We start from the raw sequence: 24,837 nt of genomic DNA on the forward strand, positions 1-24,837 counted from the left end.
ACGAAGGAGAGTAACCGAGGTTGAACGGGCGTTCAATAGATTTCTTGAACAAGTGTTCAATGTGAAGCGCCCGGGATGCCCGGCTGGCCTGACGTGTGGTGCCTGGCGCCGGAGGCCCGGCCGGAAGTTAGTTGTCCCGCGGCGGGGCAAAGGCTATCTGCTCGGTGCGGGCGATGCTCCGCTCGATGGCTGCCTTGTCAATCCCAAGAAGGGCTGTCAGCCACATACCGTTTTGGACCACGACGATGTCCGCCGCACGATCCCTGCATTCCTCTGGCGGCAGCGCGGGGTGTGCAGCGGACACCAGCGCCGCCAGCCCGTCCAGGTACCGGTCGAAGGCAGCGGCGTTGATCAGGGCAAAATCCTCGTGGGCCTGCGCGAGGGCCCAAAGGTGCAGGCGGAGGGACAGGTACCGCGTGGTCAGCAGATCCGCGCCGGCAACCCGGTGCAGGGCTTTGCGGAGCTGCTCATCCGGGGCCAGCGACGGGTCCGGTGCCACCAGCCTCAGATCGTGCTCGTCTACGCTGTGCAGTGCCGCCCGGATCAGGCTCATCTTGTCGTCGAAGTAGTAGTTGACGAGGCCCAGCGCGACGCCGGCTTCACGGGCCACGGCCCGCATGCTGACGCCCGAGATACCGTGGCGCGAGAGCAGGTCCAGGGCCGCTTCGAGAATGCGCGACTGCCTGTCAACCTGTTCGCCGGAGTTCACGGTATTTGTCCCCATCCGGCCACACTATTGCCAAAGCAGGAGGAGCGCACTTTACGCAGGAGAATCCCGCCCTGCTGGAGCGGGGCGGGGGTTCCCCAGCGGTCCAGGTACACCAAGTAGTGGCGATGACGGCCGCCGTGGGAAAACGAGTACTTAAGCGGAAAGACGGGTGGGGGATTACGCGTGTGCTCCGCCCTGCCGCCGCCTACCGTTAGTCCAGGCAGCGGCCAGAGTGGGCCGCCCGATGGTCTCAACAGGAGCTCGCATGCGCACTTCCCCGTCCAAGTCTGTCCTCTCACGCCGGCTCGCGGCCGCCGTCGTCCTGCCGGGCCTGCTCACTAGCAGCCTCGTGCTGATCCAGCCGGCCGCCGCAGGTACCAGCGCCAACGCCGGGATCTGCAATGGGGTGGTGAACCAGCTGGCGCACCGCGGCCCCGTCCAGGAGAACCTGCTGAAGGCAGCGTCCAAGAGGAATGCTGATGCCATCGCCGTGCTGCAGGCGGAGAAGGAAAAGCTCCAAGGCCAGGCAGACGTGGTGTCCGGTGACATGGCGGCAGTTCAAGAGGCGCTGGACGGCCTTGCGGCCCAGGAAGAGCAACTCGATAAGGACATCGCCAGCACGAAGTCTGAGCTGGCCAGGGTGGAAGCGGAAGCGAAGCTCAAGTCGACCGCCATCGTCGAGGCAAAGGCTGAGCTGGTCAGGCTTGACGGCCAGCAGCTGGACGTGGCGAGCGAACTGGCCCCGCTGGAGGAAGAACTTGACGCAGCCGTGGCTGCGTTGGATGTGTTAAAGGTCGAGGCTGACAAGTTGATTACTGCTCGGGACACCAATGATGCAGCCATTGCCGTGGCACAGGGTCAACGTGAAGCCCTGCAACAGGCAGCTGTTGACGCGGCCAGCGCCGTGGCTGGCCAGGAAGCCCAAATTGTGCTGGCTCAGGAGGAACTGACCATACTGACGGGCAAGGCTGTTCAGGCCGCCGATGCCGTCACCGTGGCGGAGACGGCTGTTGTCGACGCCGAAGCGCAACTCGCCATACTCGAGGCCGCCGGTATCACCGCAGATGGGGCGGTGAAGGCGCAGGAGGTTCTGGTTACCGAGGCCCAGGAGACGCTTGCCGGCATGGTAGCCCAAGCACAAGAAGCGGACGAGGCTGTTACGGACAAGGCAACCCATATCGCTGCTGCCCAGGGCGAACTGACGGTACTGGAGTCAACTGCCGCCGATGCCCAAGCCGCCCTGGATGACAAAAACGCCGCGATCGAAGCCGCGCTCGTCGAACTGGCCACACTCCAGCAGACGGCAGCAGAAGCGGCTGCTGCAGTGACGGCGAACGATGACAGGATCGCTGCGGTCACCGCTGAAATCACAGTTCTGGAGGGCCAAGTTTCGGCCACCGGCGCTGCTATCACGGCCAAGCGGGCGGAGATCAGCAAGGCCAAGGAGGAGCTCACGGCGCTTCAGGGCCAGAAAGCGGCGCTGGATGCCGAAATTGCCGCCCTGACCTCCCAGATCAACGCGATCAACGGCAACTCGCAAAAGAAGCGCGATCTGATCGCGGAGCGTGACCGCAAGGTGGCGGAGCTCACCCCCATCAATACCGCGATCACCGACAAAGCAGCCCACATCTCGGGCCTGCAGGGTGACTTGGCGGCGCTCAACACCCAGATCAACACGTTGAATACCCAGCTGGCAGCCAAGCAGCAGGAAAGCAGCACGTTGCAGCAGAACGTTGCACCGCTTCAGGCGGCATTGACGGCAGCCAATGCCGGTATCACCTCCAAGGACGCCGACATTGCCGATCTTGAGGCCCAGGTTTCCGACCTTGAGGACGCGCTCAACAAGGCAGATTCGGCGGTCAGTGCCAAGCAGGCGGAGCTGTCAGTGTTGGAGGAACAGCGTGTCGTGGCTGAGCAGGCGGCCGCGGATGCAGCAGCTGCCGTTAGGGTTCAGCAGGAAGTGGTGACAGACCTGAGCGTCGCCCTCCAGGGGTTGGAGGGCGACGCTCAGGACGCCCAGCAGGCCATCACCGACCAGGAGGCGGCCTTGGCCGCCAGGAACCTGGAGTTGGCCCAGGCCCGGGATGACCTTGCGGCGGCGGACGCTGCAATTGATGGCAGGGAATCGGAGATCCGGGCGCTGCAGGACGAGCTTTCCGTGCTCCAGGCAGCCCTGGATGACGCCAACAAGGCTGCCGCGGCAAAGGAGGCCGAAGTTGCGTCGCTGAACACACTGGCGGAGAGCTTGGCCGCGCAAGTCACCGCCGCGAACGCCAAAATCACGGCCAAGGAGGCTGAAATCCTGTCCCTGCAGGAGCGGGTTGCACCACTGGCGGACCAGCTTGGCAAGCTGAACGGCGAGATCAGCGCCGTCGAGGCGAACCTTGCGTCGCTGCAGTTGCAGCTGACCGCCCTGGACAAGCAGGTCACCGACGCCCAGGCAACGCTGCGTACGCTGGAGGCCCAAAAGAAGCAGAACAAGGACGCGATCACTGCGCAGAAGTCTACGGTCACGGCCTTGACAGCCAAACTGGGCGAGATTCAGCTCCAGATAAAGGCCATCGACGGAACGATCGCCCTCGGAGGCTGCGCCGTCTGACGGGACAGCGGAGGGGCCAGGTCACCATGACCTGGCCCCTCCGTGTCAGCTTTGTGTGGCCAGGATCAGCCCAGTGCCTTGATGACTTCCTTGGCGACGTCCTCGCTGGACTGCGGGTTCTGCCCGGTGATGAGGTTGCCGTCGCGGACCACGTTGGAGTTCCAGGCGGCCCCGTTCTCAATCACCGCGCCCTTCTCCTTCAGCGCGTCCTCCACCAGCCACGGCGTGTTCTCGCCCGTGCCGCCGCCCAGCTCTTCCTCGTTGGTGAAAACGGTAAGGCGGCGTCCGGCGAAAACGAACGTGCCGTCGTCGTCCGTTGCGCTGAGCAGCCCGGCGGGACCGTGGCAGAAGGGGGCAATGATCTTGCCGTCCTTGTTGGCTGACACCAGCAGCCGGCCCAGGTCGGCGTCCTTGTACAGGTCGGCCATGGGTCCGTGCCCGCCCGGTATCACCACGGCGTCATAGGCGGAAGGGCCGACGTCGGCAAGCACCAGCGGGTTCGAGAGCTCGCCGTCGATGGACGCCAGGTAGTCCCGGAAGCCTTTCGCGCGGTCCTCGCCGCCCGCGGATTCCGCGGCCAGGCTGACCTGGTCCACTGTGGGTTTAGCCCCGCCGGGGGTGGCGAGGTGGACCGTGTGGCCGGCGTCGAGCAGCGTCTGGTGTGCCACCACCAGCTCCTCGGCCCAGAAACCGGTGGGGTGTTCGCTGCCGTCCTTCATGGTGAGGGAATCGGCTGCGGATACAACCATCAGAATGTTTGCCATGGTGTTGCTCCTGTCGTTGGGGACTGTTTTGCCGTGCTGCTTCTCCATCCGCCGCGGTTATCCGGCTGCGGCTTCAAGTTCAGCGTAGGTGTCCTCGTCCAACGTGACATTGGCCGCGGCCAGGTTTTCTTCCAGGTGCTTCACGGACCCGGTGCCGGGGATCGGCATCATCACGGGGGAGCGGCGCAGCAGCCACGCCAGCGCCACCTGCGAGGTGGTGGCACCAAGGCGATTCGCGGCCTCATCCAGCGGGCCGCCCGGCTGGGCAAGCTCGCCCGCTGAGATCGGGGCCCACGGGATGAAGCCGATGCCGTTTTCCTCCGAGTAACGCAGGACATCCTCGGAGCTGCGGTCCGTGAGGTTGTACCGGTTCTGGACGGTGGACACGGTGAAGTGCCTTCCGGCGGCTTCGAGTTCCTCAACGCTGACCTGCGAGAGGCCCAGCGCCCGGACCTTGCCCTCCTCCTGGAGCTCGCGAAGCACACCGAACTGCTCCTCAGCGTCCACCTTGGGGTCAATCCGGTGGAGCTGCAGCAGGTCCAAAGTGTCCACCTTGAGCTTCCGCAGGCTGAGTTCCGTCTGCTGGCGCAGGTACTCCGGCCGGCCCACGGGAATCCACTGGTTGGGGCCGGTGCGGGTGAAGCCCACCTTCGTGGCAATCTTCAGTCCGTCCTTGTAGGGGTGCAGCGCCTCAGCCAGGATCTCTTCACTGATGTTGGGGCCGTAGGAGTCGGCGGTGTCGATGAAGTCCACCCCGAGTTCGACGGCGCGGCGCACCACCTGGACCGCGGTGCTGCGGTCAGCGGGCTCACCCCACACACCGTCACCGACAATGCGCATGGCACCAAAGCCAAGCCGGTGAACGGTTCCCAGGTCCTTCAGGTCAATCGTTGCGGACAGTTCCAGCTGGTTCGACGTATTCAGGCTCATAGGGGCGGCAACATCATAAGTTTGCTGAGTATTCCTGGACGGGCTGAAATAAGCCGGCCCCCGCCGTCGTTATGCATGAAGTGCCTGCCGCGATCCGGCGGGCGCGAACCCAATGAACAGCTTTGAAAGGCCGGCACCCGACGTGACTCTCCCCCTCTCCATCCTTGACCTGGCAACCATCGGGAAGGGCCAGACGGCGGCGGAGAGCTTCGCGGGCAGCGTGGCCATGGCACAGAGCGCGGAAAAGCTGGGGTACCGCCGCGTCTGGTACGCCGAGCACCACAACATGTCCTCGATCGCCTCCTCCGCCACCAGCGTGCTCATAGCCCACGTCGCCGCCCACACCGAAAGCATCCGCCTCGGCGCCGGCGGCGTCATGCTGCCCAACCACTCGCCGCTGACCATCGCCGAGCAGTTCGGCACGCTGGAAACCCTGCATCCGGGCCGCATCGACCTTGGCCTGGGACGTGCGCCGGGAAGTGACCAGAACACCATGCGCGCGCTGCGGCGGGACCCGATGTCCGCCGACAGCTTTCCGCAGGACGTCCTGGAGCTCCAGGGCTATCTCACCGGGCCCACCCGGATCCAGGGCGTGGAAGCCACCCCCGGCAAGGGCACGAACGTGCCGCTGTACATCCTGGGCTCGTCGCTGTTCGGCGCGCGCCTCGCCGCCCAGCTGGGGCTGCCGTACGCGTTCGCCTCACACTTTGCCCCGAACGCCCTGCAGGACGCGGTGGCCCTTTACCGCCGCGAGTTCAAGCCCTCGCCGCAGCTGGACGCCCCGCATGTCATCGCCGGTGTGAACGTCATTGCCGCCGATTCGGCCTCCGAAGCGCAGGCCATGATGCAGGCCACCAAGCGTGCCCGGGTGTCGCTGTTCTTCGGCGGCGGCCGCGAGTTCACGGACGACGAGGCGGACATGATCCTCGATTCGCCGCAGGGGCAGCACGTCTCCCAAATGATGACGTATTCCGCGGTGGGAACGCCCGACGTCGTCATGGACTACCTGGACAGTTTCGGCCGGCACGCCGACGCCGACGAGCTCATCGTGGCGCACCAGAGCACCGGCACGGACGCCCGGCTGCGGTCCGTGGAGCTCCTGGCCGAAGCCGCGGGGCTGGCACGGGTTTGAGCGGGCAGTTATCGCCCGCCTGCGTGCAGCCGCAGGGACCGCAGACTTTTACACATACGCAATACAGGGGACTTTCGGGGGTAACCGCTGAGGCTGACGATGGGAGTGCCCCCTCCGGAGTTCCGGGAACCCCGGGGAGGGGCACCAACCGGTAGCCCGCAGGAGATCCAGCGGCTGTAGTCCCGGCCCGGTCCTGCCTCAAAGGGGTACATGGATGCCAACGCCGTTGAACCAAAGCGTCGCGGATTCCGCACTGCTCACCAGGTCCCTGCCGCTGGGCATGCTCCGGACATTCGTCCAGTCCGACGCCGCCAACGAAGGGCTCACGCCTGCGCTGCTGGCGGAACTGAAGGTGCTGGCCCGGGTACCGGGGCTGATTGTGGCCTGCAATTACGGCGGAACCCTGTGCGACGCCGAAGGCATCTCCACCGAGACGCTCCCGCTGGGAAGTGCCGCCATCGCGCTGCGCGCCCTGGCAGCGCTACCCAACACCCACGCCGCCGTCATCTCCGGGCGGTCGCTGCGTGACCTCGCCGCCGTATCACGCCTGCCGGCGGAGGTGCACCTGGTGGGCTCGCACGGCGCCGAATTCGACATGGGGTTCGCGCACCAGCAGACCCTCGCCACCGAGTCCGTCCTGCAAAAAGTCCACGCCGCGCTCAACGAGGCCGTGGGGTTCCAGAAGGGCATCTGGATAGAGCGCAAACCAGTGGCCGTTTCGGTGCACACCCGGCCCGCCGCCCCGGACATCGTGGCGGCCGTGACGGAAACCGCACGGGAGGTGGCCCGCGCCCACGGACTGCACTTCATTGTGGACGGCTCCGTGCTGGACCTGTCCGTGGTGGAGCCGTCCAAGGCGGAAGCCCTGGAAAGCCTGCGGTCCCGGCTGGGAGCCAGCGCGGCCATGTATGCGGGTGACGCTGACAGCGATGAACTGGCCATGGCCACCCTGCGCGGCCCGGACATGGGATTGCGGGTGGGCCCGGGGGAGACCTCCGCCTCCTTCCGGCTCCGCGACCCGGAATCCTTCGCCCGGGTGCTGGCGATCCTGTTCGAGCTGCGGCGTGCCTGGCTGTTCGGCGAGGACGCCGTGGGCCTGGAACGGCACAGCCTGATCGGCAACGGATCCTCTACCGCCCTGGTGACACCGGACGCGAAAATCTGTTGGATGAGCCACCCCCTGCCTGACTCCGGATCGCTGTTCGCGCACATCCTGGGCGGTGACGCCGCAGGCCATTTTTCGGTGGAGCCGGTCAAGACCTCCCAGGTGTTGGGGCAGCGCTACGTGGACAGCACCATGATTGTTGAAACCCGGTGGGCGGACGTCACGGTGACGGACTACCTGGAGCCGGCCCCGGACGGCATCACCAGCCTGGTCCGGGTGCTCTCCGGCAATGGCGCCGCCAGGATCACCTTTGCCCCCCGGCCGGACTACGCCAACGCCCCGTTCAGCATGGAGGCCCGCGGCGAGGAACTGCACGTGGTAGGAACCTCGGAGCCGTTCATCCTGCTGGCGCCGGGCGTGACCTTCAGCATAACTTCGGACGGGCGCCATGCCACGGCCACCGCCGCCGTCAACCTGCAGGACGGTCCGGTGGTGCTGAATCTGCGCTGTGGAGACACGGAGCACCAGCCCGCGGTACCCGAAAGTGAGGCGGACCGGCGCTCCGCGGTGGCGCTGCATGCCCGGCAGTGGGTGCAGGGGCTCGTCCTGCCGGGCGTCAAACCATCCCTGGTCCGGCGGTCGGCCCTGGTGCTGCGTGCCCTGGTGCATGAGCCCACGGGCGCGGTCCTGGCGGCTCCCACAACCTCGCTGCCCGAAGGGATCGGCGGGACGAGGAACTGGGATTACCGGTACTGCTGGCTGCGGGACGGTTCCATGACGGTCAACGCGCTGGTGGACCTGGGCTCCACCCGGGAGGCCGCGGGCTTCCTGTCCTGGCTGGGCCGGATCCTTGAGCACGCCCCCGGCCCCGAATGGTTGCACCCCCTCTATTCCGTAACGGGCGCACCCCTTTCCACGGAAGCCGTCATCGACAGCCTGCCCGGGTACGCCGGGTCCCGACCCGTGAGGATCGGCAACGCAGCTGACCACCAGGTCCAGCTGGATGTCTTTGGCCCCATCGCCGAGCTGATCCTAGCCTTGAGTGAACGGGAGGGGGCACTCGCCGACGAACACTGGGAACTGATGGTCCAGATGGCGTCAGCAGTCCTGGCCCGCTGGCACGAACCCGACCATGGCATCTGGGAGGCCCGCCGGGCACCGCGGCACCACATCTACACCAAAGTGATGTGCTGGGTGACCCTTGACCGCGCACTCCGCACGGCCTCCCGCCACGGTCGGGCTCCCGAGGCAGCCTGGGCGCCGGTGGCCGCCACCATCAGGGACGAAGTCCTGCGGGAGGGCTGGGACGAGTCCGCGAAGTCCTACACGGTGGCCTATGACAGCCCGGACCTGGATGCCGCCGTCCTGCACATCGGGCTCTCCGGGCTCCTGGACGTCACGGACCAGCGGTTCCTGGATACCGTCACCGCCGTGGAGCGGGAACTCCGGGTGGGTCCCACCGTGTTCAGGTACCGGTACGACGACGGCCTGCCGGGGCTGGAGGGCGGCTTCCACATCTGCACCACCTGGCTGATCGAGGCGTATGTTGCCACGGGCCGGATCGAGGAAGCCTGGGACCTCTTCGACCAGCTGGTGAACCTCTTCGGGCCCACCGGGCTGCTGCCGGAGGAGTACGATCCCGGCACCGAAACGCACCTGGGGAACCACCCCCAGGCCTACTCCCACCTCGGCTTCATCCGCTGCGCCCGGATCCTGGACGAACACCAGGACAAACGATAATCGGCGTTCTTCCTGGGTACCTAGAGTGGAGGTGACACCACCCGGAAACCGAAACGAGACCCATGTCCGCCACCCGCGCCCAGGGAGTGGGCTTCCGTTCTGAACGGGGCCCCATCCTCATTGCCCTGATGCTCGCCACCGGGTTGGTGGCCATCGATTCCACCATCGTGGCCACGGCCGTTCCGTCGATTGTCCGGGACATCGGCGGGTTCGAGTCGTTCCCCTGGCTCTTTTCGGCGTACCTGCTGGCACAAGCCGTCTCCGTGCCCATCTACGGAAAACTCTCGGACATGGTGGGCCGCAAACCGATCATCCTTGCGGGCATCGGGCTGTTCCTCCTCGGGTCCGTACTCTGCGGCATCGCCTGGAGCATGCCCGCGCTGATCGCCTTCCGTGCCCTGCAGGGACTCGGAGCCGGCGCAGTGCTGCCTGTCTCCATCACCATCGCAGGGGACATCTACTCGCTGGAGGAACGGGCCAAGGTCCAGGGCTACCTTGCGAGCGTGTGGGCGGTTTCCTCCGTGGTGGGACCAAGCCTGGGCGGCATATTTGCCGCAGTGGGCTTCTGGCGCGGAATCTTCCTGGTCAACATCCCGCTGTGCCTTCTGGCGGGATGGATGCTCGTCCGGACCCTGCACGAGAACGTGGAAAGAGCCAAACACCGCGTGGACTACGCCGGTGCGGGCCTGTTGGCGGCTTCGCTTGGCCTGTTGATCCTTGGCGCCCTCGAGGGCGGCCAGGGCTGGGCCTGGACTTCACCGGTGAGTCTTGGCATCTTTGCCGTGGGCGGGGTGCTGCTCGCCCTGTTCCTCGTGGTGGAACGGCGCGCGGCGGAACCGGTGCTGCCATCCTGGGTGGTATCCCGCCGGCTTCTTGGCACCACAGCCCTCGTGTCCTTCGGCGTCGGCGCCGTCATGATCGGGCTGACGTCCTACGTGCCCACGTTCCTGGAAGGTGCGCTGGCCAGCTCGCCACTGGTGGCCGGGCTGGCTTTGGCGGCACTCACCCTGGGCTGGCCGATCAGCGCCTCGCAGGCCGGACGCTTCTACCTGCGGATCGGGTTCAAGGCCACAGCGCTCATCGGCATCTCCATCACCGTGGCCGGCCTCGCGGTCCTTGCACTCACCGCTGCTGCTCCCAGTGTGGCGCTGGTCGCCGCCAGCTGCTTCATCGTCGGACTCGGCCTGGGGCTGGTGGCCACCCCCACCCTCATCGCTGCCCAGTCCAGCGTTTCCTGGAATGAGCGGGGCGTGGTCACCAGCACCAACATGTTCGCCCGGTCCATCGGGAGCGCACTGGGCGTGGCCGTCTTCGGCGCCGTGGCCAACGCCATCTATGGGCAAACGTCCGGAGGCGGCAGCAACGGCCCGGCGGTGGTGGCCGCTTCCGGTGCGGTCTTCGTGGCCGCCCTTGCGGCCGGGGTCCTGACGGTGGCAGCAGTCCTGGCAATGCCTGCCGTGCGGGCGGCCACAAAGGACGGCAGTGAAGACGGCGGGGGCAGCGGGGAGCCGGTCCTCACCGACGCGGAGGACAGCTCCCGATAGCCTGCCCCAAGCTAACTTTCGGAACCCAGCGGCGGCGATCAGCGGCCAGCGCGGAAGATCTCCGGAGCGGGCCGGGTGCCGGTGGCCAGGTCCGCAAGGACCCGGCCGATGACGGGGGTGAATTTGAAACCGTGGCCCGAGAATCCGGCGCCGATCACCACGGGGCCGATCCGGTCCAGGACGAAGTCCTCGTCCGGGGTGGTGGTGTAGGTGCAGCTGACCGCCTCGAAGGAGTCGGCGTCCACCCCGGGCAGCCATGTCCGGGCGTACTCCTGGAGGGCGGCGAGCTGCACCGGCTCCGGAAGGAAGGACCGCCGGTCCGGATCCACCACGGGGCCTACTCCGTGCCAGCCGGCCTTGATTCCCTCACCCGGGGTCTGCATCCCGTACACCGGGGAGTACCAGTTCCGGTACCCCGACCCGGTGCCCGGGTAGTGGTTGAAACCAGGCCACGCTGCTCCCGGGTCCTTGACCCGGAAGTGCGCCGGCTGCTCCTGGGTGACGCGCAGCTGAGGAATCCTCAGCCCGGAGCCGTTGGTGACCGCTCCGCCCAGGAGTTTTTCCGTCCAGCCGCCGGCCGTCACCACCACCTGCGCCGCGGCGAGCACCTCCGTTCCCGCAACGGACTCCACCACCAGCCGGACGCCGTCGTCCATGACCTGGAAGTCCACCACCCTGGTGTGGTGCCGCATCTCGGCGCCGCGGGCCACGGCGAGCCGCTGCATGGCGGGGAGCGCAGCGTCGGGGTTGAGCTGGCCGCCGTCGGGCAGATGGAGTACCTGCTGGTCGAAGCGGATGCCGCGCCAGCGTTCCGCCGCCTCTTCGGGGTGGAGGAATTCGGCGCGGATCCCGCCCTGCTCCAGGGCGGCGGCAACGTCGGCGAACAGCGGCTCCGGCCCGTGGTTGACCACCCCCGTGCGCGCCAGCAGCTGTTCGCCGCTTTCCTCCTCAAGCTCGTCCCAGAGGGCAAGCCCCTCGGCCAGCATGGCAACGTACTCGGGTTGGTGGTAGCCCGGGTTCAGGTTGCGGGTGGTGCCGTGGGAGGCGCCGATCCGGTGACCGGGCCCGAACTGCTCCACCAGCGTCACCTGCCGGCCGCGGCGCGAGAGCGCCCACGCGGCCGCCGAGCCCATCGCCCCGCCGCCGATCACCACGGTGTCCACAACAGTTTCCATCAGCCCTCCAGGGTCAGGTCAGCAGCAGCGCCACGCCGATCATGGCCGGCACTGCCACCACGGTGGTTATCAAAACGGTGTCCTTGGCCACGGTAAGGCCGGTCTTGTAGCGGCTGGCGGCCACAAAGACATTCTGCGCGGTTGGCAGCGCGGCGGTCACGACGACGGCGAACAGGATGTGGCCCTCCAGCCCCAGCAGGAAGCGGGCAAAGAGATAGGCAAGTGCCGGCTGGACGCCGAGCTTGAACGCGCTGGCAAGGAGCGTGTCTACGCGGCGGGCCGCGGAGGCCTGCAGCGGGCGGGTGCCGTTCAGGCTCATGCCGAACGCAATCAGCATGGCGGGAATCGCTGCGCCGCCGATCAGGTGGATCGGTTCCATGACCAGGTCAGGCACCTTCCATCCGGTGCCCGCCACCAGCAGGCCCAGCGCCGAGCCGACGATCATGGGGTTCCGCAGGATCATCACAGCGAAGTTCAGCGGCGTGGTGCGGTGGCTGCTGGTGCTCGAGTCCAGGAGCATCAGGAACAGCGGCGTGAAGAAGGCGAGCTGGAAGATCAGGAGCGGCGCCACGTAGCTGGCGTCGCCCAGCACGTAGACCGCGATGGGGATGCCCAGGTTGGCCGAGTTGACCAGCGACGCCGCCATGGAGGACATCAGCGACTCGGGAAGCGAACGTTTAAGCCAGAACTTGGCAATGGCAAAGAAGATCATGGCGGTGGCGGTGGCGGACACCGCCGCTACCAGCAGCGGAGCCGCGAAGACTTCGGCGAGGCGCGCCTTGCTGAGGGTTTCAAAGAGCAGTGCCGGGCTGGCCACGAAAAACGTGAGGGAGCTCAGCACCTGCCGGGCGTTGTCACCCAGGATCTTCTGCCGGCCCACGAACCAGCCCACCAGGATGATGCACCACACCACAAAGAAACCCGCCAGCACGCCTAGCATGGGACAGCCAGCAGGGCGCGGCGGAGCAGGGGACCGGGGCTCACGCTCCGGTTACAGTGCGGCGTTGTTAAGTGCGAAAGGGGGGCGCAGCAAGCCCGGGGTAAGGCCCTCGGCGGGGTCGTTCCCCAACTGGATCACGCGGTTGTTTTCGTCCACGTGGACCACCCTGGGCTCGTAGCTCTTCGCTTCCTCGGTGGTCATCTGCGCGTAGGTAATCAGGATGACAATGTCGTTTTCCTGCATCAGGTGGGCCGCAGCCCCGTTGATGCCGATGACGCCGGAGCCGCGCTCGCCGGCAATGGTGTAGGTCTCAAGGCGGGAGCCGTTGGTCACGTCCACGATGGACACCAGCTCACCCGGCAGGATGTCGGCGGCCTCGAGCAGGTCCAGGTCAACGGTGACCGAACCTACGTAGTGCAGGTCAGCGTGCGTGACGGTGGCCCGGTGGATTTTGGACTTGAACATTGTTCGATTCATAACGGCTTCAGTCTAGCGGCGGGGGCCCTGCCGCGCAGTGACGCAGGAAACACTTGCGCAGGGACGGTCCCGGCGCAGTGACCTCCCGCGTCATGGCGCAGGGAGGACCGGGGTTCCGGATTGCAAGGACACGTTCGACGGCGGCTGGTCACCCGCCACCGCTCCTGCCGTGGCCGCAAGGGTTTCCCGGGCAGCCAGGATGGCCGGGCGCTTTGCGCTGGAGCGGCGGACCGACGTGAAGACGGTGCGCCGCGGCTTCCCCGGCAGGTCCAGGAGCCGGGCCGTGGTGTCCCGGCCGGTCCACACCAGGTCCGGCATCAGCGCCACGGCGTTGCCTGACTCGATCAGCCGGATCTGGGCCTGGAGGTCAGCGGTCTCATAGCGCACGTCGGGTTCGAACCCCGCGCTCCGGCAGGCCTGCTCGGCCCAGTGCCTCGACGCTGCACCCCGCGGCTCCATCACCCAGGCGAGTTCCGCGGTGTCCTCGATCGAGGAGATGGCGGGGCCGCCGTCGGACGCCGGCGGAACGGCGAGCCGGATGGCATCGGTGGTCAGCCTGACCCTGTCCAGCTCGGGATAACGGGGGGCGGCATGGCCCGGATACTGCTCGGCAATGACGAGGTCAAAATCGCGGGCCCAGGTTTCGTGGAGGGCGGTCTCGGGCTCGCGCTGGATCATCTCGATCCGGACCTCGGGGTAGGTGCGGGACATGCGCGTGAGTGTTTCCGGCATGAGGGCAAGGGCTGCCGACTGGAAAACGGCAATCCGGACGGTGCCGGTGACTGTGGTCAACGATGCGGCCAGGTCCGCCTCGGCCTGCTCCATGGTTTCCAGCAGGCTTGCGGTATGCGCCACGAGGACTTCGGCCTGGGGTGTGAGCTGCACCCGGCGCCCCATCTTGCGGAGCAGCTCGACGCCCACTTCCTTTTCCAGCAGGGCAAGCTGCTGGGAGACCGACGACGGGCTGTACTGCAGTGCCTCCGCCACCTCCGCGAGGGTCCCCCTGATGCTGAGTTCACGGAGCAGACGGAGCCGGCGGACGTCAAGCATAGGGTAATCCTTACCGAAACTAACGAATATAGGTTAGAAGTAGTCACTTTATCTAACGCAATCCCGCTTGCATACTGTTGGGACCGAGTTACCCCCGTCACAAGCGATTCTTCGCGCGCGCCGTGACGGGGTCGCACCCCAAGCAGGAGTTCCTGATGAGCACTAGAGATATGACCCAGTCGATCATGCGGCGCAAGCCCATTGACGACATTGAAGAAGAGAACAAACATAGTGGCCTCTTTAAGTCACTCGGGCTTTGGCAGCTTACGGCGATCGGCGTAGGCGGCATCATCGGCGTCGGCATCTTCTCCCTCGCGGGACTGGTGGCCGCCGGCAGCGAGAGCACACCCGGGGTGGGGCCCGCGGTGCTGATCTCCTTCCTGGTGGCGGGCCTTGCGTCCGCCGCCGCTGCTTTGTCCTACGCGGAATTTGCGGGCATGATTCCCCGCGCCGGTTCCGCCTACACCTACGGATACGTTGCGCTTGGCGAGATCATCGGCTGGTTCATCGGCTGGGACCTTTTGCTGGAGTACATCGCCATCGTGGCGGTGGTTGCCATCGGTATCTCCGGCTACTTCGACGCCTTCCTTTCGGGAATCGGCATCAACATGCCCATCTGGATGACCTCCACCGCTGACGAGGGCAGGGGCGGCATCGTCAACATTCCGGCCATCGTGGTCTGCCTGATCGTGACCTGGATCCTGTCCCGCGGCACCAAGGCCTTCGGCCGGTTCGAACTCGTGGCCGTTGCCATCAAGGTCATCCTGATCCTCTTTATCATCGGACTGGGCGTCTTCTACATCGACACCAACAACTACAACCCGTTCATGCCCAGCGGCTTCGGCCCGGTCCTGGCCGGCGCGGCCACGGTCTTCTTCGCCGTCTTCGGCTACGACGCCATGAGCACCGCGGCGGAAGAGGCCAAGGACGGCAAGAAGCACATGCCCAAGGCCATCATTCTTTCCCTGATTATTGCGATGCTGCTCTACGTGGCAGCCACCCTGGTGCTGACCGGCATGCAGAACTACAAGGACATTGACCCCACGGCCGGTTTTGCCTCCGCCTTCACGGGTGTGGGCCTGCCGGTGATCGCCACCATCATCTCGGTGTTCGCCGTCCTGTCCATCCTGACGGTGATGCTGACCTTCCTCCTGGGCGTTACCCGCGTCTGGTTCTCCATGAGCCGCGACGGCCTGCTGCCCGGCTGGTTCTCCAAGACGGACCGCCACGGCACCCCGCAGCGCGTCACGTGGATTGCCGGCGTCGCCTCCGCCCTGCTGGCAGGCGTGTTCCCCATCAAGGCTGTTGCCGACCTGACCAACATCGGCATCCTGGCCGCGTTCGTCGTCGTCTGCTTCTCGGTGATCGTGTTCCGCTACAAGAAGCCGGACGCACCCCGGACCTTCCGCCTGCCGTTCATGCCGTTCATCCCGGCCTTCGGTGTCCTGGCATCGGCATTCCTGATGTTCCAGCTGCACTGGGAAACCTGGGCGCGGTTCGGCGTATGGCTCCTTGTTGGCCTGGCGATCTACTTCTTCTACGGAAAGAAGCACTCGCTGATGAACCCCAACAGCCCCCGGCATGAGGAGATCGTGGAGATGCACCGCCCCCTCGTCTGACCCGCCCCGGGGACGCTCTCTCACTTAATGCCGCTTAAACACGGACGCTCTATCACCTTCCTGTGGAGGGTGATAGAGCGTTTCCGTTTTTCCCGCATCAGGTGGGAGAGCGTCCGGAAATTTGCGGCGTTAAGTGAGAGAGCGTCAGGTGGGGGAAGGGGAGCTCGGCCGGGCTCGATGCTTCATCTTTTCTAACCTGTATTGCTTAGAAAAGATCGCTTTATCTTATGTGACTGGAAGCTCATACTGGTGGATAAGACCTCCTTGAACCCCAGGAAAGAACGAGAAAAAGCCATGACCCACATTGCAATGGAACCGGCAGTCGCCACCGGAACTGCGCCCCGGACTGTCGACGTCGACGTGCCCCAGGCCAAGGCATTGGCCAACGAAGCGGTGGCCCTGGTCCGCCACTGGCTGACGGAGGCGTCAAAGGTTCCCGTGGACGCTTCCGCCCAACAGCTCGCCGGCGTCTTGAAGGACCCCAACGGCCTGGAATTCACCGTTGGCTTCGTGGACGGCGTGGTCCGCCCCGAGGACCTGAACGTCGCCGCACGCAACCTCGCCGCGCTGGCCCCCAAAGTCCCCGCCTTCCTGCCCTGGTACATGCGGAGCGCCGTGGCACTTGGCGGAACCATGGCCCCGATCCTGCCGCAGGTTGTCATCCCCGTCGCGCGCAAAGTCCTGCGCGAGATGGTGGGCCACCTGATCGTTGACGCCACCGACGCCAAGCTGGGACCCGCCATCGCGAAGATCCGCAAGGACGGCATCAAGCTGAACGTCAACCTCCTGGGCGAAGCCGTCCTGGGCGAGCACGAGGCCTCCCGCCGGCTCGAGGGCACGCACACGCTGCTGGCGCGCCCCGACGTCGACTACGTCTCCATCAAGGTCTCCTCCACGGTGGCCCCGCACTCGCCGTGGGCCTTCGACGAAGCCGTTGCGCACGTCGTCGAGAAGCTCACCCCGCTGTTCGAGCGCGCAGCGTCATTTCCCAAGGCCAAGTTCATCAACCTGGACATGGAGGAGTACAAGGACCTGGACATGACCATCGCGGTCTTCACCAGGATCCTGGACAAGCCCCAGTTCAAGAACCTTGAAGCCGGCATCGTGCTCCAGGCCTACCTTCCGGACGCACTCTCGGCCATGATCCGCCTGCAGGACTGGGCCGCTGAGCGCCGCGCCAACGGCGGCGCCGCCATCAAGGTCCGCGTGGTGAAGGGCGCCAACCTGCCCATGGAACAGGTGGAAGCCTCCCTGCACGACTGGCCGCTGGCCACCTGGGGAACCAAGCAGGACTCGGACACCAGCTACAAGAGCGTCATCAACTACTCCCTGCACCCGGAGCGGATCAAGAACATCCGGATCGGCGTGGCCGGCCACAACCTGTTCGACATTGCCTTCGCCTGGCTCCTTGCCAAGCAGCGCGGCATTGCGGATACCGCACCGCAGAGTATCGAGTTTGAGATGCTGCTCGGCATGGCGCAGGGCCAGGCCGAGGCCGTCAAGAAGGACGTCGGCTCGCTTCTGCTCTACACCCCGGTGGTGCACCCGGCCGAGTTCGACGTCGCCATCGCCTACCTGATCCGACGCCTCGAAGAGGGCGCCAGCCAGGACAACTTCATGTCCGCCGTGTTTGAACTCAGCGAGAACGAATCGCTGTTCGAGCGCGAAAAGCAGCGTTTCCTGTCCTCCCTCGAGGCGCTGGACAACAGTGTCCCGCCGGCCAACCGCCAGCAGGACCGCAACCTCCCGCCGCAGCCCCTGCCGCATGACTCGTTCAAGGACACCCCGGATACGGATCCCTCACTGCCGGCCAACCGCGACTGGGGCCGCGCCATCCTGGAGCGCGTCCCGTCCTCCACGCTCGGCAACGCTGCCGTGGAAGCCGCCTTCATCAACGACGAAGCAACGCTGAACGACGCCATCACCACCGCCGTCGACAAGGGCAAGGCCTGGGGGCAACTCTCAGGCGCCGAACGTGCCGAGATCCTGCACCGCGCCGGCGACGTCCTGGAAGCCCGCCGCGCCGACCTGCTCGAGGTCATGGCCAGCGAGACCGGCAAGACCATCGATCAGGGCGATCCCGAAGTCAGCGAAGCGGTGGACTTCGCCCACTACTACGCCGAGTCCGCGCGGAAGCTGGACAAGGTCGACGGCGCCACGTTCGTCCCAGCCAAGCTCACCGTGGTCACGCCGCCGTGGAACTTCCCGGTCGCCATCCCGGCGGGGTCCACCCTCGCAGCACTCGCCGCCGGCTCCGCCGTCGTGATCAAGCCTGCCAAGCAGGCCGCCCGCAGCGGCGCCGTGATGGTCGAAGCACTGTGGGAGGCAGGTGTTCCGCGCGATGTGCTGACCATGGTGCAGCTGGGCGAGCGGGAACTCGGCAGGCAGCTGATCTCGCACCCGGCTGTCGACCGGGTGATCCTCACCGGCGGCTACGAGACCGCCGAACTGTTCCGGTCCTTCCGGCAGGACTTGCCGCTGCTGGCCGAGACCAGCGGCAAGAACGCCATCATCGTCACCCCCAGCGCGGACCTGGACCTGGCAGCCAAGGACGTGGCGTACTCCGCGTTCGGCCACGCCGGCCAGAAGTGCTCGGCCGCCTCACTGGTGATCCTGGTGGGTTCGGTGGCCAAGTCCAGGCGCTTCCACAACCAGCTGATCGATGCCGTCACCTCCCTGAAGGTGGGCTACCCGGAGGACCCCACCAGCCAGATGGGTCCGATCATCGAGCCCGCCCACGGCAAGCTCCTCAACGCGCTCACCACCCTGGGCGACGGAGAAAACTGGGCCGTTGAGCCCAGGAAGCTGGACGGCACCGGCCGGCTCTGGAGCCCGGGCGTGCGCTACGGCGTCAAGCGCGGCTCCTACTTCCACCTCACCGAATTCTTTGGCCCCGTCCTGGGCGTGATGACCGCCGACACCCTGGAAGAGGCCATCGCCCTCCAGAACCAGATCGAGTACGGGCTCACCGCCGGGCTGCACTCCCTGAACTCCGAGGAACTGGGCGTCTGGCTGGACAGTATCCAGGCCGGAAACCTCTACGTGAACCGCGGCATCACGGGCGCCATTGTGCAGCGGCAGCCGTTCGGCGGCTGGAAGAAGTCAGCCGTAGGTGCAGGCACCAAAGCCGGCGGACCCAACTACCTGGCAGGCCTGGGCGACTGGGCCCCTGCCACAAGCACCGCGGAGGCCGGCATCACCCACCCGGGCGTGCGCCGCATCCTCAACGCGGCCGGCTCCGCCCTGGAACCCGCTGAGCTCGAATCCGTCCAGCGTGCGCTCGCCTCCGATGCGCAGGCCTGGGCCGAGGAGTTCGGTACCGCCAAGGACGTCTCGGGACTCAGCGCGGAACGCAACATCTTCCGCTACCGCAGCCTTCCCGTGACGGTGCGCCTGTCCGAGGGTGCGCCGCTGGCGCACCTGGTCCGGACCGTGGCGGCCGGCGTGCTGGCGGGCTCGGAGCTGACCGTCTCCACCGCCGTCGAGCTTCCCGCCCAGCTGCGCCCGGTGCTGCTTGCCCTGGACATCGAGGTGACGGTGGAGTCCGACGCCGACTGGCTGGCTTCCGCGGGCAGGCTCGCCGCGGCGGGCAAGCTGTCCAATGGCCGCGTCCGCCTGATCGGCGGCACCGCAGCGGCCCTGGCGAAGGCCACCGGGGGACGTCCCGACCTGGCAATCTACGCACACCCGGTGACCGAAGCGGGCCGCGTTGAGCTGCTGCCCTTCCTGCACGAACAGGCCGTCAGCATCACCGCGCACCGGTTCGGCACCCCGAACCACCTCTCGGATGCCCTGATCTAGCAGCCCAGGCCCGCAGTAATCCCACACGCTGCAGGAGTACCGCACAGACAAAAGGCCGGGCGGCCACCTTTTAAGGTGACCGTCCGGCCTTCTGCAGTGTGCTGGTGTTATGTGCCTGTCAGCCGAGGTACCAGCCGGGCGGCGTCCAGGTCACCGGCACGCTGTGGGCGGAGAAATCCTCGCACCGGGTGCACGTGTATGCCACCTCGCCCAGGGAAGCGACCGTGCCGTCACGCCGGTACGTAGGCGGGATGTAGGACTCCAGATAGACGAATTCATCGGTACGGCAGGTGTCGCAGGTGGGTTTGCCTACGTAGCCGGTATCGGTTGTTGCGATCCCGGCGCCGAGGGTGGAGCGGCGGGTGGCCGGCGGCCGCGCAGTGTTGAGCGGGCGCGCATGGGCCGAGCTGGCATGGGTGTTCCTGGCTGTCGTCATTGGCTGCCTGTCCCGGGTGGAAATCCTGGCATGCAGGAGCCCCCCGTGCTTGAGAACCGGCCAGCTGCTTGACCCTAGAAAGTCAGCATAGGGGATGCTGCCTTCAGCAATCAATGGAAACTGCGGAATGGCTGCGCCCACCGGGGCGGCGCCGGCGTTATGCTTACCGGTTAATTGTCCTGCCCACAATGGACTGCGTCAGCGCGTCAATGACCTCCGCGTTGGCCAGCGGGTTGCGGATCAGGGTGAAGTCCACGTCGCCCACCGCCGGCAGGTCGAACCGCCGGGTGATGATTTTGAGGTCTTCCGGGACGAGCGATGACGGCATCACGGCCACGCCGATTCCTGCCCTGACGGCCGCCAGCACTCCGCTGATTTGGCGCGTGGTGCAGGTGATCCGCCAGGTCCTGCCATGGGACTCGAGGGCGTCGATGGCGAGTTTCCGGCTCAGGCTGGGTGACGGGTAGGCGATGAGCGGCACGGGAGACGCCGGGTCCAGCGTGGTCTGCTCCAGCCCCACCCAGGAAAAGGAATCATGCTGGACAACTGTTCCGTCCTTGGCTCCGGCCACCCACTTGACGAAGACAAGGTCCAGCTGCCCCGCGTTGAGTTTCCGGTACAGCTGGTCGCTTTGGCCCACCGTCAGCTCCAGGTTGATCTGCGGATAGATTTGCCGGAACTCCCGCAGGATCCGTGGCAGGCCCGTGATGGCCAGGTCATCGGCCGTGCCGAACCGCAGCCTCCCACGCATGGCAGAGCCGGAAAAGTAGCGGGAGGCGGAATCGTGGGCTGCCAGGATGTTCCGGGCGAAGCCCGCCATGGCGTCCCCGTTGTCCGTCAGCCGCACATCGCGGGTATCCCGGCTGACCAGGACCCTCTTGGCAGCCGCCTCGAGCTTGCGGACATGCTGGCTGACGGTGGGCTGGGCCAGGCCCAGCCGTTCCGCGGCCTTGGTGAAGCTCAGCGTCTCGGCGACGGCAAGGAAGGAGCGCAGCTGGGCGGGGTCAAACACAATGGACTCCGTGGGGCATCGGTGCGGACAGCGCGGACATTGCGGTTTGCAATACGAGTTATAGGGACGATACGTATCCATAATCCCAGGTCCCAGCCTAGCGTTAAGGGCATCCCGGACCGCACGCACTTGAGGACACACCTGTGGCACCCCCACCGCCGTCATCGGCAACCGTCACCCAATCCGTCATCGATACCGCCGGCTCCGCGCCGCCGGACCACCAGACCCAGCCGCTCGCCGTCGTCACTGAACGCCTGCCCTGGAAGCACACCTTTATCTCCCTGCGGGTCCCCAACTTCCGCATCTTCGCGGTAGGCCACTTCATCGCCGTCGTCGCCATCTGGATGCAGCGGATCGCCCAGGACTGGATGGTGCTGGAACTGTCCGGATCCGTCACTGCAGTGGGCATCACGGTGGCGCTGCAGTTCCTGCCGTCCCTGCTCCTGGGACCATGGGGCGGGATGGTCGCCGACCGGTTCGCCACGCGGAAGATCCTGATTCTCTGCCAGGGTATGGCGGCGGTCCTGGCGGCCGCGCTCGCGGCCCTCGCCCTGAGCGGGGCCGTTGAGGTGTGGCACGTCTACGTCATCGCGCTGGTGCTTGGCCTGGTGACGGTCCTTGACCAGCCGGCCCGCCAGGTGTTCGTCAATGAACTCGTTGGGCCCACGTACCTGCGCAACGCCATCAGCGTCAACTCCACCACCTTCCAGTTGGGGGGCCTGATTGGCCCCGCGCTGGCGGGGTGGATGCTCACTGCCGTGGGTGCGGGGTGGGCCTTCGCCGGCAACGCCGTGGCGTGCTGTTCCACCGTGGCCATGCTGCTTCTCCTGCGCAAGGACCAACTGTTCGTCAGCGAGCCCGCCCCCAAGAGCAAAGGGATGCTGCGCGAAGGACTGCGGTATGCGCTGGGCAAGCCCACCATTTACTGGCCCTGGCTGATGGCAGGTTTCATCGCGGTGTTCGCCATGAGCCTGCCCGTGGTGCTCGCCGCCTTCGCTGACAACGTGTTCAATGCCGGTGCCGCGGGCTACGGCCTCCTGAACGCCCTGGTGGCGCTGGGCGCGCTGGCCGGCGCGGTGGCATCCACGCGGCGCCGCCGGCTCCGGCTGCGCTCCGTGGTGTTCTGCGCGGGAATGTACGGGGTCATGCTGTGCCTTGCCGCGCTGGCGCCGTCCATGCCGGTGTTCGGCGCGGTCATGGTGCTCTCGGGATTCTGGTGCCTGATGTTCCTCACCGGGTCCAACCAGCTGGTCCAGGTCAGCTCCAACATGGGCATCCGGGGCAGGGTCATGAGCCTGTACATCATGGTCCTGATCGGCGGACAGGCAATCGGCGGGCCCATGCTGGGCTGGATCGCCGAGCACGCCGACCCGCACGTGGCGCTGTTGGTGTCCGGCGGCGTGCCTGCCCTCGCGGCCCTGACGGTCGCAGTGATCCTGGCGCGCAAGGGCTCGCTGTCGCTGAGGGTGGACCTCAAGGACCGGCGGCAGCCCGTGCGGATTGTCCGGCGGGCGGCCGCATAGTCCGGACTACAGCGCCAGGTGCGGGTAGGCTTCTTCGCGCTTCTGGAACTCCAGGACATCCTTATTGCGGATAACGCCGTCGCGGATCTCGATGGCACGGGCAATGGTTTCGTTGCCGTCCCACGCCCCGGGACCGCTGACGACGGTGTCCAGGAATGGCAGCAGGGCCTGGCTGATTTCCCAGCTGGCGGAGTTCCAGAGGTAGGACGGGCTGTGGTCCACGGCGTAGTAGTTGATGTGGTCGCCCACCGTAAACATGGGGTCGGCGAAGGTGGTAGACCGTGCCCAGCTGAAACCCATGCCCTCGTCGCACGAAACATCCACAATGAGGCTCCCGGGACTGAACGCCGCCAGGTCCTCCGTCCGCAGGTACGTCAGCGGGTTGTTGGGGTCCTGCAGGGTGCAGTTGACCACGATGTCGCTCTCGGCCAGGAACGGTGCCAGCGGTACCCTGCCGCGCTCGCTGATGACCTGGCTCAGGAAGGGGGCTTTGTCGTCGTGGTCGAACTGGACGATGTTCACGGAGTGGATCGGCGCCCCGACGGCGGCCACGCCCCGGTTGGTCAGCACCTGGACGTCATGGATCCCGTGGGCGTTCAGCGCGGTGACGGCACCGCGGGCTGTTGCGCCGAAGCCGATGACCGTGGCGCTGAGCCTCCGGCCGTAGTCGCCGGTGGACCCGGTCAGCGCGAGGGCGTGCAGCACGGAGCAGTACCCCGCGAGTTCGTTGTTCTTGTGGAAGACGTGCAGCCCGAAGCCGCCATCGCTGGCCCAGTGGTTCATGGCCTCGAAGGCAATCAGCGTGAGCTTCTTGTCGATGGCCAGCTGGGTGATGGCGCGGTCCTGGACGCAGTGCGGCCAGCCCCAGAGGACCTGGCCGTCCCGCATGTCGGCGAGGTCTTCCGGCTGCGGCTTGGGCAGGAGGACGACGTCGGCCTCCGCCAGCAGCGCCTCCCTGCCGGCCATCCTGCCCACCAAAGGCGAGAGGTGTTCGTCCGAGACGCCCAGCCGCTCGCCGTAGCCGGTTTCCAGGATGATGTGCTCGCGGATGTCGGGTGCGATGCGCTCGAAATGCAGCGGATGGATGGGGAGCCGGCGCTCATCGGGCTTCTTCGTTGAGGCCAGGACGCCGAGGGTCAGTCTTTTCTGCTGCCCTGTCACTTCTTTTTGGCGGCCTTGCTGGAGGTGATGTCCAGGGAGCTGGCCGGGGCGGAAGCGGCCTTCTTGTCGGCCCGCTTTTCCTTAATGGACTTGCCGGATTTTTTGGATGCTGTTTGACGCGGGGACTTGTCAGCCATGAATTGCTCCTGTAGCGGAACCGAAGAGGTTCCTGACTTCTGACGATACACGCCGGCACCTAATGGGCGCCGGGGTGGTTTATCTTCTGTCCCGCTGCAAGCAGTGGAGCGGCTGACGGGAATCGAACCCGCGTATCAAGCTTGGGAAGCTAGCGCTCTACCATTGAGCTACAGCCGCGCTGCCCCGCCGTGGAGGGGCAGAACATAGCTTAGCGCAGAACTTTGCCTGCCCTGCCCACACACGCTGCGCGCCGTTCGTGTCCCGGTCAGGGGCACGTCATCCAGTAACTCTTCAATAACGTCGCCTGCCGTGGCTAGGTGGGCCTGCGGAGCGCTGGCTAACCTGAACCGGGTAGCTGCGGGGCCGGGGGGATTGCAGCTGCTGCGGCAGTTGAACCTCAACCACAGGAAAATCCCCATGGCATTCGCAGAACACGAGCTCCTTATCCGGCGGGACGCCATGGCCGTGTATCTGTACCTGCTTGATGCGACCAACCTGCCCGCGTGGAACGACTCGGTTCGCAGCGTCAGGCTGCTGCAGGGCGCGTCGGCCTCCAAGGGAGCGGTGTACCGGAAGATGGTGGCCGGACGGTCCGGGCTGAGCATCCCCGCGGAGCTGGAAATCACCCACGCCCGGCCCGGAGCCGAAATCCAGTTCCGGGCCATTTCCGGGCCGGCCCACCGTTCGGGCGGGTACTACCTCAGCACGGAGGCTGCGGGAACTCGCGTCAGGTTTGCCCTTGAGGCCCGGGCAGAAGGGACGGCCGGCGTCCTGCACAGGCTCAGGTTCCTCAACCGGATCGGATTCCTGAACAGGATGCTTCAGCGGAGTGTCTCCACCGAGGTGGCCCAGCTCGAACGGCTCAAGGACGTCCTGGAGCTCCAGCCGGCCATCTAGGAGTGACGTCCCCCCAGCAGCGGCTGCCCTGCGTAAACCGCCTACTGCGGCTGCCCTGCGTAAGCCGCCTACTGCGGCTGCCCTG

General features: G+C 66.3%; 19 protein-coding genes and 1 tRNA gene. 8 read left to right on the forward strand and 12 right to left on the reverse strand.

Annotated elements, in window-relative coordinates; genetic code table 11:
- Window positions 1–127 precede the first annotated feature (127 nt).
- Window positions 128–724, reverse strand: a complete 597-nt coding sequence (locus IEX33_RS13360) for a TetR/AcrR family transcriptional regulator (RefSeq protein ID WP_188730954.1) — start codon at window positions 722–724, stop codon at window positions 128–130.
- 475 nt (window positions 725–1,199) lie between these two features.
- On the opposite strand from IEX33_RS13360, the gene IEX33_RS13365 reads away from it, so the two are divergent.
- Window positions 1,200–3,308, forward strand: a complete 2,109-nt coding sequence (locus IEX33_RS13365) for a coiled-coil domain-containing protein (RefSeq protein WP_229675381.1) — start codon at window positions 1,200–1,202, stop codon at window positions 3,306–3,308.
- A gap of 65 nt (window positions 3,309–3,373) precedes the next feature.
- Here the strand turns inward: IEX33_RS13365 and IEX33_RS13370 are convergent, their stop codons facing one another.
- The gene (locus IEX33_RS13370; protein WP_188730958.1) at window positions 3,374–4,072 is read right to left on the reverse strand and encodes a type 1 glutamine amidotransferase domain-containing protein; all 699 of its coding nucleotides are present in this window, start codon (window positions 4,070–4,072) and stop codon (window positions 3,374–3,376) included.
- A gap of 57 nt (window positions 4,073–4,129) precedes the next feature.
- Window positions 4,130–5,002 carry an aldo/keto reductase gene (locus IEX33_RS13375; RefSeq protein WP_188730960.1) on the reverse strand — a complete coding sequence of 291 codons (873 nt, stop codon included), beginning with the start codon at window positions 5,000–5,002 and terminating at the stop codon, window positions 4,130–4,132.
- Window positions 5,003–5,144: 142 nt separating this feature from the next.
- On the opposite strand from IEX33_RS13375, the gene IEX33_RS13380 reads away from it, so the two are divergent.
- The 3 genes from IEX33_RS13380 to IEX33_RS13390 all read left to right on the forward strand — a co-directional run bounded on the left by IEX33_RS13380 (window position 5,145) and on the right by IEX33_RS13390 (window position 10,523).
- Window positions 5,145–6,134, forward strand: a complete 990-nt coding sequence (locus IEX33_RS13380) for an LLM class flavin-dependent oxidoreductase (RefSeq protein ID WP_188730962.1) — start codon at window positions 5,145–5,147, stop codon at window positions 6,132–6,134.
- 214 nt (window positions 6,135–6,348) lie between these two features.
- Window positions 6,349–8,979: a trehalase-like domain-containing protein gene (locus IEX33_RS13385; RefSeq protein ID WP_188730964.1), complete on the forward strand. Its 2,631-nt coding sequence runs from the start codon at window positions 6,349–6,351 to the stop codon at window positions 8,977–8,979.
- Between the two features lie 62 nt (window positions 8,980–9,041).
- The gene (locus IEX33_RS13390) at window positions 9,042–10,523 is read left to right on the forward strand and encodes an MFS transporter (RefSeq protein WP_188730966.1); all 1,482 of its coding nucleotides are present in this window, start codon (window positions 9,042–9,044) and stop codon (window positions 10,521–10,523) included.
- Window positions 10,524–10,561: 38 nt separating this feature from the next.
- Here IEX33_RS13390 and IEX33_RS13395 read toward each other — a convergent pair whose 3' ends face one another.
- The 4 genes from IEX33_RS13395 to IEX33_RS13410 all read right to left on the reverse strand — a co-directional run bounded on the left by IEX33_RS13395 (window position 10,562) and on the right by IEX33_RS13410 (window position 14,165).
- Entirely contained in the window at window positions 10,562–11,698 is a 1,137-nt protein-coding gene (locus tag IEX33_RS13395; RefSeq protein ID WP_188730968.1) for an FAD-dependent oxidoreductase, read from the reverse strand.
- A 13-nt stretch (window positions 11,699–11,711) separates the two neighbouring features.
- A complete protein-coding gene (locus tag IEX33_RS13400; RefSeq protein WP_188730971.1) occupies window positions 11,712–12,638 on the reverse strand; it encodes an AEC family transporter in 927 nt (308 codons plus the stop codon).
- A 51-nt stretch (window positions 12,639–12,689) separates the two neighbouring features.
- Window positions 12,690–13,115: an aspartate 1-decarboxylase gene (gene panD / locus IEX33_RS13405; protein ID WP_172801470.1), complete on the reverse strand. Its 426-nt coding sequence runs from the start codon at window positions 13,113–13,115 to the stop codon at window positions 12,690–12,692.
- Between the two features lie 90 nt (window positions 13,116–13,205).
- Window positions 13,206–14,165 (reverse strand): LysR substrate-binding domain-containing protein, encoded by a 960-nt coding sequence (locus IEX33_RS13410; RefSeq protein WP_188730973.1) that lies wholly within the window; start codon window positions 14,163–14,165, stop codon window positions 13,206–13,208.
- 155 nt (window positions 14,166–14,320) lie between these two features.
- Here IEX33_RS13410 and IEX33_RS13415 point away from each other — a divergent pair, with 155 nt between their 5' ends.
- On the forward strand, window positions 14,321–15,784 hold the full coding sequence (locus tag IEX33_RS13415) for an amino acid permease (protein WP_188730975.1): 1,464 nt from the start codon (window positions 14,321–14,323) through the stop codon (window positions 15,782–15,784).
- A gap of 294 nt (window positions 15,785–16,078) precedes the next feature.
- Window positions 16,079–19,585, forward strand: coding sequence for a bifunctional proline dehydrogenase/L-glutamate gamma-semialdehyde dehydrogenase (locus IEX33_RS13420; protein WP_188730976.1), 3,507 nt, complete (start codon window positions 16,079–16,081; stop codon window positions 19,583–19,585).
- 118 nt (window positions 19,586–19,703) lie between these two features.
- Here the strand turns inward: IEX33_RS13420 and IEX33_RS13425 are convergent, their stop codons facing one another.
- A complete protein-coding gene (locus IEX33_RS13425) occupies window positions 19,704–20,021 on the reverse strand; it encodes a hypothetical protein (protein ID WP_188730978.1) in 318 nt (105 codons plus the stop codon).
- 163 nt (window positions 20,022–20,184) lie between these two features.
- A complete protein-coding gene (locus tag IEX33_RS13430) occupies window positions 20,185–21,033 on the reverse strand; it encodes a LysR family transcriptional regulator (protein WP_188730980.1) in 849 nt (282 codons plus the stop codon).
- A gap of 143 nt (window positions 21,034–21,176) precedes the next feature.
- Between IEX33_RS13430 and IEX33_RS13435 the strand changes: the two genes are divergently transcribed.
- On the forward strand, window positions 21,177–22,556 hold the full coding sequence (locus IEX33_RS13435; protein ID WP_188730982.1) for an MFS transporter: 1,380 nt from the start codon (window positions 21,177–21,179) through the stop codon (window positions 22,554–22,556).
- Window positions 22,557–22,562: 6 nt separating this feature from the next.
- On the opposite strand, the gene IEX33_RS13440 is transcribed toward IEX33_RS13435, so the two are convergent.
- The 3 genes from IEX33_RS13440 to IEX33_RS13450 all read right to left on the reverse strand — a co-directional run bounded on the left by IEX33_RS13440 (window position 22,563) and on the right by IEX33_RS13450 (window position 24,032).
- Window positions 22,563–23,717 (reverse strand): N(5)-(carboxyethyl)ornithine synthase, encoded by a 1,155-nt coding sequence (locus tag IEX33_RS13440; RefSeq protein WP_104188480.1) that lies wholly within the window; start codon window positions 23,715–23,717, stop codon window positions 22,563–22,565.
- On the reverse strand, window positions 23,714–23,854 hold the full coding sequence (locus IEX33_RS13445; protein ID WP_172801468.1) for a hypothetical protein: 141 nt from the start codon (window positions 23,852–23,854) through the stop codon (window positions 23,714–23,716). The genes IEX33_RS13440 and IEX33_RS13445 overlap by 4 nt, the downstream gene beginning before the upstream one ends.
- 104 nt (window positions 23,855–23,958) lie before the next feature.
- Window positions 23,959–24,032: transfer RNA gene (locus IEX33_RS13450), tRNA-Gly, on the reverse strand.
- 240 nt (window positions 24,033–24,272) lie between these two features.
- Between IEX33_RS13450 and IEX33_RS13455 the strand changes: the two genes are divergently transcribed.
- A complete protein-coding gene (locus tag IEX33_RS13455; RefSeq protein WP_188730983.1) occupies window positions 24,273–24,752 on the forward strand; it encodes an SRPBCC family protein in 480 nt (159 codons plus the stop codon).
- The last annotated feature ends 85 nt before the right edge of the window (window positions 24,753–24,837 follow it).

Source organism: Pseudarthrobacter scleromae (genome assembly GCF_014644515.1).
Lineage (GTDB): Bacteria > Actinomycetota > Actinomycetes > Actinomycetales > Micrococcaceae > Arthrobacter > Arthrobacter scleromae.

Bases quoted from the DNA above. Each gene is read 5' to 3' on its own strand.
- IEX33_RS13400 (WP_188730971.1), bottom strand. From the start codon at position 12,638: ATGCTAGGCGTGCTGGCGGGTTTCTTTGTGGTGTGGTGCATCATCCTG.
- IEX33_RS13425 (WP_188730978.1), bottom strand. From the start codon at position 20,021: ATGACGACAGCCAGGAACACCCATGCCAGCTCGGCCCATGCGCGCCCG.
- panD (WP_172801470.1), bottom strand. From the start codon at position 13,115: ATGAATCGAACAATGTTCAAGTCCAAAATCCACCGGGCCACCGTCACG.
- IEX33_RS13415 (WP_188730975.1), top strand. From the start codon at position 14,321: ATGAGCACTAGAGATATGACCCAGTCGATCATGCGGCGCAAGCCCATT.
- IEX33_RS13420 (WP_188730976.1), top strand. From the start codon at position 16,079: ATGACCCACATTGCAATGGAACCGGCAGTCGCCACCGGAACTGCGCCC.
- IEX33_RS13445 (WP_172801468.1), bottom strand. From the start codon at position 23,854: ATGGCTGACAAGTCCCCGCGTCAAACAGCATCCAAAAAATCCGGCAAG.
- IEX33_RS13385 (WP_188730964.1), top strand. From the start codon at position 6,349: ATGCCAACGCCGTTGAACCAAAGCGTCGCGGATTCCGCACTGCTCACC.
- IEX33_RS13360 (WP_188730954.1), bottom strand. From the start codon at position 724: ATGGGGACAAATACCGTGAACTCCGGCGAACAGGTTGACAGGCAGTCG.
- IEX33_RS13395 (WP_188730968.1), bottom strand. From the start codon at position 11,698: ATGGAAACTGTTGTGGACACCGTGGTGATCGGCGGCGGGGCGATGGGC.
- IEX33_RS13375 (WP_188730960.1), bottom strand. From the start codon at position 5,002: ATGAGCCTGAATACGTCGAACCAGCTGGAACTGTCCGCAACGATTGAC.
- IEX33_RS13455 (WP_188730983.1), top strand. From the start codon at position 24,273: ATGGCATTCGCAGAACACGAGCTCCTTATCCGGCGGGACGCCATGGCC.
- IEX33_RS13370 (WP_188730958.1), bottom strand. From the start codon at position 4,072: ATGGCAAACATTCTGATGGTTGTATCCGCAGCCGATTCCCTCACCATG.
- IEX33_RS13410 (WP_188730973.1), bottom strand. From the start codon at position 14,165: ATGCTTGACGTCCGCCGGCTCCGTCTGCTCCGTGAACTCAGCATCAGG.
- IEX33_RS13390 (WP_188730966.1), top strand. From the start codon at position 9,042: ATGTCCGCCACCCGCGCCCAGGGAGTGGGCTTCCGTTCTGAACGGGGC.